Source organism: Ralstonia sp. VS2407 (assembly GCF_052950655.1).
Genome location: NZ_JBRFVG010000014.1, coordinates 39,406 through 51,673 on the forward strand (window position 1 = coordinate 39,406; position 12,268 = coordinate 51,673).

The 12,268-nt window shown below is 64.3% G+C and carries 15 protein-coding genes; 10 read left to right on the top strand and 5 right to left on the bottom strand.

Annotated features, from left to right (window positions below):
- Positions 1 to 102 precede the first annotated feature (102 nt).
- From ACU8YE_RS20170 to ACU8YE_RS20185, 4 genes are all read left to right on the top strand, one after another.
- Positions 103 to 843: an ABC transporter ATP-binding protein gene (locus tag ACU8YE_RS20170; RefSeq protein WP_232041411.1), complete on the top strand. Its 741-nt coding sequence runs from the start codon at positions 103 to 105 to the stop codon at positions 841 to 843.
- Positions 844 to 918: 75 nt separating this feature from the next.
- A complete protein-coding gene (locus tag ACU8YE_RS20175) occupies positions 919 to 2,127 on the top strand; it encodes an ABC transporter substrate-binding protein (RefSeq protein ID WP_253535762.1) in 1,209 nt (402 codons plus the stop codon).
- Between the two features lie 83 nt (positions 2,128 to 2,210).
- On the top strand, positions 2,211 to 3,095 hold the full coding sequence (locus ACU8YE_RS20180) for a branched-chain amino acid ABC transporter permease (RefSeq protein ID WP_260803590.1): 885 nt from the start codon (positions 2,211 to 2,213) through the stop codon (positions 3,093 to 3,095).
- A 14-nt stretch (positions 3,096 to 3,109) separates the two neighbouring features.
- Positions 3,110 to 4,096 carry a branched-chain amino acid ABC transporter permease gene (locus tag ACU8YE_RS20185; protein WP_232041408.1) on the top strand — a complete coding sequence of 329 codons (987 nt, stop codon included), beginning with the start codon at positions 3,110 to 3,112 and terminating at the stop codon, positions 4,094 to 4,096.
- 246 nt (positions 4,097 to 4,342) lie between these two features.
- Here ACU8YE_RS20185 and ACU8YE_RS20190 read toward each other — a convergent pair whose 3' ends face one another.
- Positions 4,343 to 4,582 carry a hypothetical protein gene (locus ACU8YE_RS20190; RefSeq protein WP_322016941.1) on the bottom strand — a complete coding sequence of 80 codons (240 nt, stop codon included), beginning with the start codon at positions 4,580 to 4,582 and terminating at the stop codon, positions 4,343 to 4,345.
- 123 nt (positions 4,583 to 4,705) lie between these two features.
- On the opposite strand from ACU8YE_RS20190, the gene ACU8YE_RS20195 reads away from it, so the two are divergent.
- Together ACU8YE_RS20195 and ACU8YE_RS20200 are read left to right on the top strand one after the other, a co-directional pair.
- Positions 4,706 to 5,143 carry a hypothetical protein gene (locus tag ACU8YE_RS20195; RefSeq protein WP_446929437.1) on the top strand — a complete coding sequence of 146 codons (438 nt, stop codon included), beginning with the start codon at positions 4,706 to 4,708 and terminating at the stop codon, positions 5,141 to 5,143.
- Between the two features lie 23 nt (positions 5,144 to 5,166).
- Entirely contained in the window at positions 5,167 to 5,925 is a 759-nt protein-coding gene (locus ACU8YE_RS20200) for a sulfite exporter TauE/SafE family protein (RefSeq protein WP_316880649.1), read from the top strand.
- On the opposite strand, the gene ACU8YE_RS20205 is transcribed toward ACU8YE_RS20200, so the two are convergent.
- Complete coding sequence (locus ACU8YE_RS20205; RefSeq protein ID WP_446929438.1) at positions 5,915 to 6,292, bottom strand: cupin domain-containing protein; 378 nt, start codon at positions 6,290 to 6,292, stop codon at positions 5,915 to 5,917. The two genes, ACU8YE_RS20200 and ACU8YE_RS20205, sit on opposite strands and share 11 nt — an antisense overlap.
- A 169-nt stretch (positions 6,293 to 6,461) precedes the next feature.
- On the opposite strand from ACU8YE_RS20205, the gene ACU8YE_RS20210 reads away from it, so the two are divergent.
- Positions 6,462 to 7,013 carry a phosphonate degradation HD-domain oxygenase gene (locus ACU8YE_RS20210; protein WP_446929439.1) on the top strand — a complete coding sequence of 184 codons (552 nt, stop codon included), beginning with the start codon at positions 6,462 to 6,464 and terminating at the stop codon, positions 7,011 to 7,013.
- On the opposite strand, the gene ACU8YE_RS20215 is transcribed toward ACU8YE_RS20210, so the two are convergent.
- A complete protein-coding gene (locus ACU8YE_RS20215) occupies positions 6,999 to 7,955 on the bottom strand; it encodes an SDR family oxidoreductase (RefSeq protein WP_440840165.1) in 957 nt (318 codons plus the stop codon). The genes ACU8YE_RS20210 and ACU8YE_RS20215 overlap by 15 nt on opposite strands.
- Before the next feature lie 105 nt (positions 7,956 to 8,060).
- Here ACU8YE_RS20215 and ACU8YE_RS20220 point away from each other — a divergent pair, with 105 nt between their 5' ends.
- Positions 8,061 to 8,957, top strand: a complete 897-nt coding sequence (locus ACU8YE_RS20220; RefSeq protein ID WP_446929440.1) for a LysR family transcriptional regulator — start codon at positions 8,061 to 8,063, stop codon at positions 8,955 to 8,957.
- Positions 8,958 to 8,969: 12 nt separating this feature from the next.
- Here ACU8YE_RS20220 and ACU8YE_RS20225 read toward each other — a convergent pair whose 3' ends face one another.
- Together ACU8YE_RS20225 and crgA are read right to left on the bottom strand one after the other, a co-directional pair.
- Positions 8,970 to 9,185 carry a DUF3820 family protein gene (locus ACU8YE_RS20225; protein ID WP_322016939.1) on the bottom strand — a complete coding sequence of 72 codons (216 nt, stop codon included), beginning with the start codon at positions 9,183 to 9,185 and terminating at the stop codon, positions 8,970 to 8,972.
- 5 nt (positions 9,186 to 9,190) lie between these two features.
- Complete coding sequence (crgA, locus tag ACU8YE_RS20230) at positions 9,191 to 10,099, bottom strand: LysR family transcriptional regulator CrgA (RefSeq protein ID WP_260803581.1); 909 nt, start codon at positions 10,097 to 10,099, stop codon at positions 9,191 to 9,193.
- 108 nt (positions 10,100 to 10,207) lie between these two features.
- On the opposite strand from crgA, the gene ACU8YE_RS20235 reads away from it, so the two are divergent.
- Both ACU8YE_RS20235 and ACU8YE_RS20240 read left to right on the top strand, forming a co-directional pair.
- Complete coding sequence (locus ACU8YE_RS20235; protein ID WP_316870514.1) at positions 10,208 to 10,813, top strand: short chain dehydrogenase; 606 nt, start codon at positions 10,208 to 10,210, stop codon at positions 10,811 to 10,813.
- Positions 10,814 to 10,968: 155 nt separating this feature from the next.
- Positions 10,969 to 12,117, top strand: a complete 1,149-nt coding sequence (locus ACU8YE_RS20240) for an ABC transporter substrate-binding protein (protein WP_253535753.1) — start codon at positions 10,969 to 10,971, stop codon at positions 12,115 to 12,117.
- Positions 12,118 to 12,268: the final 151 nt, after the last annotated feature.

Sequence of the window (12,268 nt, forward strand, 5' to 3'; positions counted from 1 at the left end):
CTGTTGAGGCTACTTGATCGACGCCGATCGATCACGCGACGCGGCTGCGTGCCGCGTATCAAACGTAAGCGAACGCTAGACCCGAACACACGAGAACACTGAATGAGCACGCCCGCGCTCCAGATCAAGGACCTGCACGCCTGGTACGGCGAATCGCACATCCTGCATGGTGTCGACCTGACCGTGAATCGCGGCGAGGTTGTCACGCTGCTCGGCCGCAACGGTGCGGGCCGCACCACCACGCTGCGCGCCATCATGGGCCTGGTGGGCACGCGCAAGGGGTCCATCGTCGTACATGACGCAAGTGGCCAGGGCGTGGAAACGATCGACCTGCCCACGCACAAGGTCGCCCATTGCGGCATCGGCTACTGCCCAGAAGAACGCGGCATTTTCTCGAGTCTGTCGTGCGAAGAGAACCTGATGCTGCCGCCGGTGCTGAAGGGCCAAGTCGCCAAGACCGGCAATGCCGGCATGAGCATCGACGAGATCTACGAGATGTTCCCGAACCTGGCCGAGCGCCGCCAGAGCCAGGGCACGCGTCTATCGGGTGGCGAGCAGCAGATGCTGGCGGTTGGGCGCATCCTGCGCACCGGCGCGAACCTGCTGCTGCTCGATGAGATTTCCGAAGGGCTGGCCCCGGTGATCGTGCAGGCCCTGGCTCGCATGATCCTGATGCTCAAGAAGCGCGGCTACACGGTGGTGATGGTGGAGCAGAACTTCCGCTTTGCCGCGCCGCTGGCAGACCGCTTTTATGTGATGGAACACGGCCGCATCGTCGAGCGCTTCGAAGCGGCGCAATTGCAGGACAAGATGCCGGTGCTGCACGAGCTGCTCGGCGTTTAAGGTGTTTTCCCGATCGATTTGCAAGACCCTTGCGCCAGCGTGATCCGCGGCGCGTACGACACAGGAGACAAGACCATGACACTCAAGAAGCTGGCTGGTGCATTGATGGCGGTAGGGCTGGGCGCGGCAGCATTCGGCGCGCACGCACAGGTAAGCGGCGACAAGGTGAAGATCGGCTACATCACCGATCTCTCGGGTCTGTATGCCGACATCGACGGGCAGGGCGGTGTCGAAGCGGTCAAGATGGCGATCGAGGATGCGGGCGGCAAGGTGCTCGGCAAGCCGATCGAACTGGTGACGGCTGATCACCAGAACAAGGCCGACATTGCCGCTTCGAAGGCGCGCGAGTGGATGGATCAGCAAGGCCTGGACATGCTGCTGGGCGGCACGAACTCCGCCACGGGCCTGGCGATGAACAAGGTGGCTTCCGAGAAGAAGCGCGTGTTCATCGACATCGGTGCCGGCACGGCGCGCCTGACCAACGAAGAGTGCACGCCGTACACGATCCACTATGCATACGACACCGTGGCGCTGGCCAAGGGCACGGGCAGCGCGGTGGTCAAGCAGGGCGGCAAGTCGTGGTTCTTCCTGACCGCCGACTACGCCTTCGGCCATTCGCTGGAGAACGACACGACGGCCGTGGTCAAGGCCAACGGCGGCACGGTGGTGGGTTCGGTCAAGCACCCGTTGTCGGCGTCGGACTTCTCGTCGTACCTGCTGCAGGCACAGGCATCGAAGGCGCAGATCCTGGGTCTGGCCAACGCTGGCGGCGACACGATCAACTCGATCAAGGCGGCCAAGGAATTCGGCATCACCAAGACGATGAAGATCGCCGGCCTGCTGATGTTCATCAACGACGTGCACAGCCTGGGCCTGCAGACGGCCGAAGGCCTGCTGATGACCGACAGCTGGTACTGGGACATGAACGACGCCACGCGCAAGTTCGCCAATCGCTACTTCATGAAGATGAAGAAGATGCCGAGCAGCTTGCAGGCCGCGGACTATTCGGCGGTGTCGAACTACATCAAGGCCGTGGCGGCTGCCGGCACGGATGATCCGGACAAGGTCATCGCCCAGCTCAAGAAGACCAAGATCGACGACTTCTACACGAAGGGCTACATCCGCCAGGACGGCCGTGCCATCCACGACATGTACCTGCTGCAGGTGAAGACGCCGGCCGAATCGAAGAAGCCGTGGGATTACCTGAAGGTCGTGGCGACGATCCCGGGCGAACAGGCCTTCACCACGCCGGCCGAGTCGAAGTGCTCGCTGATGAAGAAGTAAAAGCGTAGGCAATCCGGCGCCGCCGTCCGTGTGGATGGCGGCGCCATCAACGTTGTTGGTGTGGTGTTCTCTTCCTGACCGCGATGGAAATCTTCGGCGTTCCGCTACCGGCCATGCTCAGCCAATTGTTGCTGGGTCTGGTCAACGGTTCCTTCTATGCGATGTTGAGCCTCGGCCTTGCGGTCATCTTCGGGCTGCTCAACGTCATCAATTTTGCGCACGGGGCGCTGTTCATGCTGGGCGCGGTGCTCACGTGGATGGGCTTCTCGTACCTGGGCGTGCCGTACTGGGCGATGCTGGTGCTCTCGCCGCTGGTGATCGGCCTGCTGGGCGTGGTGATCGAACGCACGCTGCTGCGCTTCATCTACAAGCTCGATCATCTCTATGGCCTGCTGCTCACGCTGGGCGTGACGCTTGTCATCGAAGGCGTGTTCCGCGCTATTTACGGCGTGTCGGGCCTGCCGTATGACACGCCCGAATTGCTGCAAGGTGCAACCGACCTCGGCTTCATGATGCTGCCGAACTATCGCGCCTGGGTGGTGGTGGCGTCGCTGGCGGTGTGCTTCGCCACGTGGTTCATGATCGAGAAGACCAAGCTGGGCGCCTACCTGCGTGCCGGCACCGAAAACCCGAAGCTGGTCGAAGCCTTTGGTGTGAACGTGCCGCTGATGGTCACGCTCACCTACGGTTTTGGCGTGGCGCTGGCCGCGTTTGCTGGCGTACTGGCCGCGCCCGTCATCCAGATTTCGCCGCTGATGGGGCAGAGCATGATAATCACCGTGTTTGCGGTGGTGGTGATTGGCGGCATGGGGTCGATTCTCGGTTCGATCATCACCGGGCTGGGCCTGGGCGTGATCGAGGGGCTGACCAAGGTGTTTTATCCACAGGCGTCGGCGACCGTGGTGTTCGTGATCATGGTGCTGGTGCTGCTGGTGCGTCCGGCGGGCCTGTTCGGTAAAGAGAAATGAGCGGCGCGGCCAACATGACCAACTCTTCTTCCCTCAAATACGTTTTGTACGGCCTGCTGCTGGTGGCGCTGATTGCCGCGCCGCTGGTCGGTGCGTATCCGGTGTTCGTCGCCAAGCTGCTGTGCTTCGCGCTGTTTGCCTCCGCATTCAACCTGCTGCTGGGCTACACGGGGCTGCTGTCGTTCGGGCACGCTGCCTTCTTTGGCGGCGCGGGCTACGTGGCCGGCTACATGATGCGCGACCTGCACGTGACGCCCGAGCTTGGCCTGCTGGCCGGCACTGCGGCGGGCGCGTTCATCGGTCTGGTCGTGGGCCTGCTGGCCATCCGCCGCCAGGGCATCTACTTTGCGATGATCACGCTGGCGCTGGCGCAAATGCTGTACTTCTTCTGCCTGCAGGTGCCGTTCACCGGTGGCGAAGACGGCCTGCAAGGCGTGCCGCGCGGCAAGCTGTTCGGCGTGCTGGACCTGTCGTCCGACCTGACGCTGTATTACGTCGTGCTCGCCATTGTGGTGCTGGCCTTCCTGCTGATCGTTCGCACGATCCACTCGCCGTTCGGGCAGATCCTCAAGGCCATCAAGGAGAACGAGCCGCGCGCCACGTCCCTCGGCTACGACACCGATCGCTTCAAGCTGCTGGCCTTCGTGCTGTCGGCGGCGCTCACGGGCCTGGCCGGCTCGCTCAAGACGCTGGTGCTTGGCTTCGAGACGCTCACCGATGTGCACTGGTCGATGTCGGGCTCGGTCATCCTGATGACGCTGGTGGGCGGCCTGGGTATCCTGTCGGGTCCGTTGCTGGGCGCGGCGCTGGTGATTGCGCTGGAAAACAAGCTCGGCGACGTCGGCAGCTTCCTGGCCGGCGCGACCGGCATCGACGGCTTCAATATCCTCGGCGAATCGGTCACCACGGTCACGGGCGCGATCTTCGTGATCTGCGTGCTGACCTTCCGCCGCGGCATCATGGGCGAAATCGCGGCGCGCGTGCCTTGGTTGCGACGTTGACGCCACAATGCCAGAAGATGCCAGCGAGTTTCACCCAAACGGCTGAACTTGGTGCCTGATGCACCGTAAGGGTTTGCTCTAGTTGCTGCATTGCGGTGCATCTTTTACAGTCGCGTTACGGTTTTCGCACGAGATAAATGAGGCGGGAGCGAGGAGACGACAGCACACACCGCACGTACGGTGGAGATGCAAAATAGATAAAGGCCCTGCCAGGCGATCCCCGGCAGGGCCTTTTAGTTTGTGCGCTCACTTTTTCGCATGAGCGCCAGCCAGCAGTGCCCGGCCCCGGGCGCTGACCGTTACCAGACGCAGTTCAGGCGCAGAGCCGGGCGCGCAGTCCACCAGCCCGTCGATGCACGCATCTTCCCAGATCGACAAACGCGGACACGACGTCCGCCACGTTTCCAGCACTTCGGCGTAGGGCCGCGGCCGCTCGGCCAGCGACTGCAGCAATTGCAGGGTGAGAGCGTGGGTCGGATCGGCCATGACGGGCTCCGGGGGAAGGGGGGCGTGTCCATTCTGGTTCGCGCGCATTCACAAGAGAAATGCATTCGGTGTCGACGCCTATGCGCACGCTGCATGACAATGGCGCCTTCGCCAGAGCCGCTCATGACCCTGTCCACTCGCCTTGCCACGCCCGAAGACCGGCCGCGCCTGCTGGCCGCCGTTACGTCTGCCGCCTCGCCGCTGCAGTTGGCGCATGCCGTCGATACGCTGCTCGCCCATCCGAGCGTGCATCCATGTTTCTTGATCGAAAGGGGCGAGGTGTTGGCCGGCGTGGCGCCGATCACGCTCGTGCCGCATCTGGTGCTGGGTGGCTTGGTGGCGTGGCTGCCGGCGGGCGTGATGGTGTTTTCCGGTGATACGGCCACGCGTGATGTGGCCTTGGCGGCTGTCAATGAGTACGCCAGGGCACATGGCATACTCCACGTCCTGCTGCCGCCCGCGGTGCTTTCGGCTGAAGACGCCGCAGCGCTCGGCTTTGCGCCCGACGCATCGGGCTGCTGGCGGCGCAGCGCGCGGCCGTCGCCCAAGTCGCTGGGCTAATCCTTCCTGCTTCGTTTCTCCTGATGGAATTTGCTTTGCTCGCCGTGGCCGGTTTTCTGGCCGGCCTGATCGATGCCGTGGCCGGTGGCGGTGGCCTGGTGCAGATCCCCGCGCTGTTCTCGGCGTATCCGAACATCGCGCCCGCCACGCTTATTGGCACCAACAAAGTTGCGTCGATGTCGGGCACCGCGACGGCGGCGGTGCGCTACGGCCGCACGGTGCGCATTTATTGGGGCGCGACGGCACCGGCCGTGGTCACGGCGTTTGCCTTTTCGCTGCTCGGCGCGTGGGCGCTCATGCATATCCCGGCCGAACCGCTGCGCCGTGCGCTCCCGTTTGTGCTGGTGGCGCTGCTCGTCTACACGGTGGCCAAGAAGAATCTGGGCGCAGATCATGCGCCAAGCCTCAAGGGCTGGCGCGAGCGGGCGGCGGCATTGCTGGCCGGCGCCGCGATCGGCTTCTACGACGGCGTGTTTGGCCCGGGCACCGGCAGCTTTCTGATGATCGTGTTCGTGCGCGTGTTCGGATACGACTTCCTGCACGCGTCGGCGTCCACCAAGATCGTCAACCTCGCGACCAACGTGGCGGCATTGCTGCTGTTAGCCGCCAAGGGCCACGTGTGGTGGCAGCTCGGCTTGGTGATGGCGGTTGCCAACGTCGCCGGCAATCAGGTCGGCAGCCACCTCGCGCTGCGGCACGGCAGCCGCTTCGTGCGCAAGGTGTTCATCGTGGTGGTGCTGGCGTTGATTCTGAAGACGGCCTACGACGCCTTCATCCGTTGAGTTGTTTCTCAAGCGCCACGCTGCGCTCGGTGATGACGTCGCCCGTGTGCTGCGTGGTCACCGTTTCGATCAGCATGATTCCGCATTCCTCGTCGGCAACGGGAAAGTGACGCACGCCGCGCGGGACGACGCAGAATTCACCGGGGCCGAGGTGCACATCGGCGCGGTCTTCGAAGGCGATTTTCAGGTGGCCGTAGACCACGAAGAACAGCTCGTCTTCATTCGGGTGGTCGTGCCAGACGAATTCGCCCTTGAGCTTGGCGACCTTGATGTATTGGTCGTTGACCTGGCCGACGACGCGCGGCGACCAATAGTCCGTGACCTGTTCCAGCGCCTGCGCGACCTGTACGGCGTGTCCTGAGAGCATGTTGCGCTCCGATGTGTGGGAAGGCACTGAAGATAAGGGCGGGCGCCGCGCATTCCCAACCAAACTTTCTAATCGCGCTGATCACGCGGGCTAATGCGCGGCGCATTGTCACCGTGTTGCCGCAGGGGTGGGCTACGCTGCAAGGTTCCGCATTCGCCCGCGCAGCATCATGGCCCTGAGTCTCGACGACATCCGCACGCTCTTTGACCGTCACGGCAACATTTCCTACAGCGGCGAGCCCGTCACCCAACTCGAACATGCCCTGCAGACGGCCGCGTTGGCGGAGGCCGCCGGCGCGTCGGACGCGCTGGTCACGGCGGCGCTGCTGCACGACCTCGGTCATTTGCTGAACCTGCAGGGCGAGACGCCAACCGCGCACGGCATCGACGATCAGCACCAGTACTTTGCGCTGCCGTTTCTGCGTGCGACGTTTCCCGATGCCGTGCTGGAGCCGATCCGCCTGCATGTGGATGCCAAGCGATGCCTGTGCGCGATGGACGCGCATTACTACGCGCGCCTGTCAGCCGATTCTGTACGGAGCCTGGCATTGCAGGGCGGTGTGTTTTCAGCGCACGAGGCCGAGGCCTTCATGCAGCGTCTGTACGCGGCCGATGCCCTGCAACTGCGCCGGTGGGATGACCTCGCCAAGGTGGCCGGGCAGCGCACGCCTGATCTTGCCCATTTTCTGGCGACGGCCGCGCGGGTTTCAGTGGCAGCCTAGGCTGCGCAGCGTCGTGCCCACGGCGTCGTCCCATGGGGTGTGCGGTTCAGCGCCGAGTGCTTGCACGAGCTTGGCGTTGTCCATGCGCACCGGGTGCTGCCACAGGTAGCGCATCTCGCGCATCTCGCGCAGCATCTCCGAGAACGGCGCCAGCGCGGGCATCAGCCACCACGGGAATGCGCGCGTCTTGACGGGGTGGCCCACTGCGCGGCCAATCGCGGCGGCCATTTGCGTGCCGTCGGCATCCCAGTGGCCGCGCATGTGATAGACGGCAAAGTCTGGCAGACGGTCGCCTTGCTCGACCAGGCGCAGCATCGTTTCGGCCACGTCCGGCAAGTACGCCCATTGATGGCCGATGCCGGCGGCACCCGGCTGCGTGACGGTGCGGACGGGCTTGCCCGGCTTGACCAGCGCGCCGGCAAACCACGTGTTGCTGGTTTGCGGTCCGAAGAAATCACCCGCGCGCACGATCAGGCTGCGCACGCCCTCGGCGCTGGCGGCCTGCATGCGGCGCTCCAGCTCTGCGCGGATCTTGCCCTTGCGGGTGAGCGGTGCCTGCATTGTCGTTTCGCGCAGCACGGGAAACGTGTCCGGCGCGAAGTTGTACACCGTGCCCGGCAGCACGATGCGTGCACCCGAGGCGCGGGCCGCGGCGATGGTGTTGTCGATCATCGGCAGCACCAGTCCGGCCCAGTTCTGGTAGCCCGGCGGGTTGACGGCGTGGATGATCAGTTCTGCCCCTTGCGCTGCGCCGACCACGTCTTCGCGCACCATCGCGTCGCCGCGAATCCATTCGAATGCGGTGTTGCGGTTCGTCAGCGCATCCGGATTGCGCTGCAGCGCCCGCACATGCCAGCCGCGTGCCACCAGCCGACGTGCCACTTCACCGCCGATGCCGCCAGTGGCGCCCAATACCAATGCGATACGTTGTGCCTGTTCCATGACCGTGCTCCTGATGTGAGAGAGAGCGTTGCGATGGAGGCATTCTGGGCGCGACTGTGCTTCAATGGAATTGTTGATGATGAGCGTGCAGTTATACAAATTTGTATGAACGGATCGGAGCCAGGCTGGGAGTTGTATCGGACCTTTCTTGCCGTGGTGCGAGAGGGATCGCTATCGGGCGCCGCCCGGGCGCTTGGGCTGACGCAGCCGACGGTGGGGCGGCATGTCGACGCGCTCGAACGGGCACTGGGCATGTCGCTCTTCGTCCGAACGCAGCAGGGGCTGAGCCCCACAGAAGCGGCGCTATCACTGCGGCCGTTTGCCGAATCGCTGGAAGCCACCAGCGCTGCCTTGCTGCGCGCTGCCTCCAGCCAGGGCGAGGGCGTACGGGGCACCGTGCGCATCACCGCCAGCGAGGTCGTGGCGGTCGAGGTGCTGCCGCCCATCCTCGCCGATCTGCACGCCGCCTATCCGGAGCTGACGCTCGAATTGGTGCCGTCGAACCGGATGGAAGACCTGCTGCGCCGTGAGGCGGACATCGCCGTGCGCATGCAGCCGCCGAGCCAGGGCGTGCTCGTCGCGCGGCACCTCGGCGAGATCGAATTGGGGTTGTTTGCGCACCGGCGCTATCTGGCACAGCGCGGCACGCCCAGCACGGTGGAAGAACTCGCTGGCCACACGTTGATCGGCTACGACAAGGAGGACGCATTCCTGCGCAGCGTGCGAGCGCAGTTCCCATGGATCCAGCGCAACCGCTTCGCGCTGCGTACCGACAGTGATCTGGCTGCGATTGCCGCACTGCGTGCGGGCTTTGGCGTCGGCTTCTGCCAGGTCGGCTTGGCACGGCACAACGTGGATCTGGTTCGTCTGTTCAGCGATCAGATCAGCATCACGCTCGACACCTGGCTCGCCATGCACGAAGACCTGCGTGACAGCCCGCGCTGTCGCGTCGTGTTTGATGCGCTGGCGACGGGGCTGTTGCGGTACATCAACGGCGATTGATCAATCGCGTTGTCAGCGGCCCTGGCGCAGTGGGTCGAGCAGGCCCTTCAGACCGTTGTGATCCAGCTCCTGCATCAGCGAGAGCAAGCGGCCGATCTGCCCCGGCGGAAAGCCCTCGCGCGCAAACCAGTTGAGGTAATGGCCCGGCAGGTCGGCAATCAGGCGGCCCTTGTACTTGCCGAAGGGCATTTGCGTGGTGACGAGGCGTTGGAGGTCTTCGGGGTTCATGGGCGCTATTGTGCCGCCGATGCGGGGACGAACGAGGGCACCCGCTCCAGCAAATGCCCAACAAAACCAGTGAGCTTCGGCAGCGGCCGCCGATCCTGCCGATACACGACGTGAATCGGCCGCGGCTCGGGTGCATACGCTTGCAGCACGCGCACCAGTCGGCCGCTTGCCAGGTCGTCGGCGACAAGCACTTCGGGCTGCAGCAGCAGGCCGGCACCGGCAACTGCCGCCGCGCGCAGGCCATGGCCGTCGTTGCAGGTGAAGGCCGGGTCGTCGCGCCACGGCGTGGCGCCGGTCCAGCCGGCGAGCTGCCACGCATTGCGGTTGTTCCACACCATGTGCGACAGGCAGCGATGCTGCGGCAGGTCGGCCGGCGTTTCCGGTCTGCCGTGCCGCTCAAGGTAATCCGGTGACGCGCAGATGACCATGCGATACACGCACAGCGGCTTGGCCACCAGATCGGCGTCACCCAACGGCCCGATGCGAATGGCGAGATCGAACCCTTCGTCGACGAGATCGACCATGCTGTTGCTCAGGTTCAACTCCACACGTACCTGCGGATGCGCCTGCTGGAACGTCGCCGCCAGTGGCGCGATCACGCACGCGCCGAACGTGGTGGGCGCGCTCACGCGCAGCGTGCCCGAAGGCGATGCGCGCAGCCGTTCGACAGACGTTTCCGCCCAGCGCACCTGTTCCAGCACGCGCTTGGCGTCTTCGTAGAACACGCGCCCCGCGTCGGTCAGGCTTTGGCGTCGTGTGCTGCGCTGGAGCAGGCGCGCGCCCAATTGCGTTTCCAACGCGCTCACGTATTTGCCGACCATCACTGCGGACATTTCCAGCCTTACCGCCGCCTCGGTGAAGTTGCCGCCCTCCACCACGGCGACGAAGGTTTCCATGCTCCGTAGCTTGTCCATATTCCGAACTATTGATTAGGAATACCCGAAGGTATCACGGCTTTATCACATAGCGAGTTCGGCCAAGAATGGGCGCCATTCCAACCGGATTTGTGAGGGGAGCAGAGCATGAAGATTGTCGTAATTGGCGCCAGCGGCACGCTTGGCCGCGCCGTGGTGGCGGAACTGGAGCAGGGCGGTGCGCACGAAATCATCCGCGTGGGACGTACGCAAGGCGAGCATCAGGTCGACATCACCAGCGCCGACAGCGTGGCCGCGCTGTTCGACAGGCTTGGCCGTGTGGACGCCATCGTCTCCACCGCCGGCAACCTGTTCTTCGGGCCGCTCACCAAGATGACCGCAGCGGATTTCAACGTCGGCCTGCAGGACAAGCTGCTTGGGCAGGTGCGCCTGGCGCTGGTCGGCCAGCACTATCTGAACGATGGCGGTTCGATCACGCTCACGACCGGCATCGTTGGGCAGGAGCCCATCGCCCAGGGCGCCAATGCGACGGCCGTGAACGCTGGTGTGGAAGGCTTCGTGCGGGCAGCCGCGTGCGAGTTGCCGCGCAGCCTCCGCATCAATGCCGTCAGCCCGACCGTGCTGACCGAATCCATGGGTGCCTATGGCCCGTTCTTTCCCGGCTTCGAACCGATTACGGCGGCGCGCGCGGCACTGGCCTACCGCCGCAGCGTGGAGGGCGTGCAGAGCGGGCGGGTGTATCGCGTGGGCTGAAGTTGCCCAGGTCGTGAACACGTTAAGGTTTGGGGTATCTCCCCCTTGCCCGCGTGGCGTGACTCCTTCTAGACTCGTTCATCCCCGACCCAGCGGTCGGCCAATCGCAGATTCAGGGCGGGCGCAGACCCGCTCGGCACATCTCAGGAGACGGCATGAAGGTTTCGCGCGCATCCCGCATTGCACTCGCCGCAATGGCGCTGTTGGCAGGTACGGCATTCGCCCAGGTGAAGGTCGGCATCACGGTATCTGCCACCGGTCCGGCCGCCTCGCTCGGCATTCCGGAAAAGAACACCGTGGCGCTGCTGCCCAAGGAAATCGCGGGCAAGAAGATCGAGTACATCGTGCTCGACGATGCGTCTGACACCACCACCGCCGTCAAGAACACACGCAAGCTCATCACCGAAGACAAGGTCGACCTGGTGATCGGCTCGACCGTCACGCCGAACTCGCTGGCGATGGTGGATGTGGTGGCCGAGAGCGAAACGCCGATGATCACCCTGGCCGCATCTGCGCGCATCATCGAGCCGATGGACGCCAAGCGGGCGTGGGTATTCAAGACGCCGCAAAACGATTCGCACATGGCGACCGCCATTGCCGAACACATGGTCAACCACGGCGTGAAGACCGTCGCGCTGATCGGCTTTGCCGATGCCTATGGCGATTCGTGGGCGCAGGAGTTCGACAAGGTGGCGGGGCTGCGCAAGCTGAAGGTTGTCGCCAATGAGCGCTTTGCACGGACCGATACGTCGGTGACGGGGCAGGTGCTGAAGATCATGTCGGCCAATCCGGATGCGGTGCTGATCGCAGGCTCGGGTACGCCGGCCGCGCTGCCGGAGCGGGCGCTCAAGGAGCGTGGCTACAAGGGCAAGCTGTATCAGACGCACGGCGTGGCGAACGCCGACTTCCTGCGCGTGTGCGGCAAGGACTGCGACGGTACGTTCCTGCCGGCAGGTCCGATCTTGGTTGCCGAGCAACTGCCCGACAGCAACCCGGTGAAGAAGCCGGCGCTGGCGTACAAGACGGCGTATGAGAAGGCCTACGGCGGACAGGTCTCCACGTTTGGCGGGCATATGTGGGATGCCGGTTTGTTGTTCACACATGCGATGCCCGAAGCGCTGAAGAAGGGGCAACCCGGCACGCCAGCGTTCCGCAAGGGGCTGCGCGATGCGATGGAGACGACGACCAATCTGGCGATCTCGCACGGCGTGATGAACATGAATGCGAAGGATCACCTCGGGCTGGATCAGCGGGCGCGAGTGATGGTGGAGATCAAGGACGGGAAGTGGAAGCTGCAGAACTGACGACCTAGCCAACGTCGTCTTCCCACGCAAAACGCACGGTTCGCGCCGTGCGTTTTGCTTTTTGCGGCGCAACCGTAGGCGAGGCTCTGCGGAATGGGCGATGCCGTGGTCTGGGGAAACGCGGCCTGGATTTCAGTGAGATCTGCGCGTC

What these genes read in the sequence shown, in the direction of transcription:
- ACU8YE_RS20235 (WP_316870514.1), top strand. Translation starts at nt 10,208, where the DNA reads ATGAAGATTGTCGTAATTGGCGCCAGCGGCACGCTTGGCCGCGCCGTG.
- ACU8YE_RS20190 (WP_322016941.1), bottom strand. Translation starts at nt 4,582, where the DNA reads ATGGCCGATCCGACCCACGCTCTCACCCTGCAATTGCTGCAGTCGCTG.
- ACU8YE_RS20225 (WP_322016939.1), bottom strand. Translation starts at nt 9,185, where the DNA reads ATGAACCCCGAAGACCTCCAACGCCTCGTCACCACGCAAATGCCCTTC.
- ACU8YE_RS20185 (WP_232041408.1), top strand. Translation starts at nt 3,110, where the DNA reads ATGACCAACTCTTCTTCCCTCAAATACGTTTTGTACGGCCTGCTGCTG.
- ACU8YE_RS20180 (WP_260803590.1), top strand. Translation starts at nt 2,211, where the DNA reads ATGGAAATCTTCGGCGTTCCGCTACCGGCCATGCTCAGCCAATTGTTG.
- ACU8YE_RS20170 (WP_232041411.1), top strand. Translation starts at nt 103, where the DNA reads ATGAGCACGCCCGCGCTCCAGATCAAGGACCTGCACGCCTGGTACGGC.
- ACU8YE_RS20220 (WP_446929440.1), top strand. Translation starts at nt 8,061, where the DNA reads ATGAACGGATCGGAGCCAGGCTGGGAGTTGTATCGGACCTTTCTTGCC.
- ACU8YE_RS20175 (WP_253535762.1), top strand. Translation starts at nt 919, where the DNA reads ATGACACTCAAGAAGCTGGCTGGTGCATTGATGGCGGTAGGGCTGGGC.
- ACU8YE_RS20210 (WP_446929439.1), top strand. Translation starts at nt 6,462, where the DNA reads ATGGCCCTGAGTCTCGACGACATCCGCACGCTCTTTGACCGTCACGGC.
- ACU8YE_RS20195 (WP_446929437.1), top strand. Translation starts at nt 4,706, where the DNA reads ATGACCCTGTCCACTCGCCTTGCCACGCCCGAAGACCGGCCGCGCCTG.
- ACU8YE_RS20215 (WP_440840165.1), bottom strand. Translation starts at nt 7,955, where the DNA reads ATGGAACAGGCACAACGTATCGCATTGGTATTGGGCGCCACTGGCGGC.
- ACU8YE_RS20205 (WP_446929438.1), bottom strand. Translation starts at nt 6,292, where the DNA reads ATGCTCTCAGGACACGCCGTACAGGTCGCGCAGGCGCTGGAACAGGTC.
- ACU8YE_RS20240 (WP_253535753.1), top strand. Translation starts at nt 10,969, where the DNA reads ATGAAGGTTTCGCGCGCATCCCGCATTGCACTCGCCGCAATGGCGCTG.
- crgA (WP_260803581.1), bottom strand. Translation starts at nt 10,099, where the DNA reads ATGGACAAGCTACGGAGCATGGAAACCTTCGTCGCCGTGGTGGAGGGC.
- ACU8YE_RS20200 (WP_316880649.1), top strand. Translation starts at nt 5,167, where the DNA reads ATGGAATTTGCTTTGCTCGCCGTGGCCGGTTTTCTGGCCGGCCTGATC.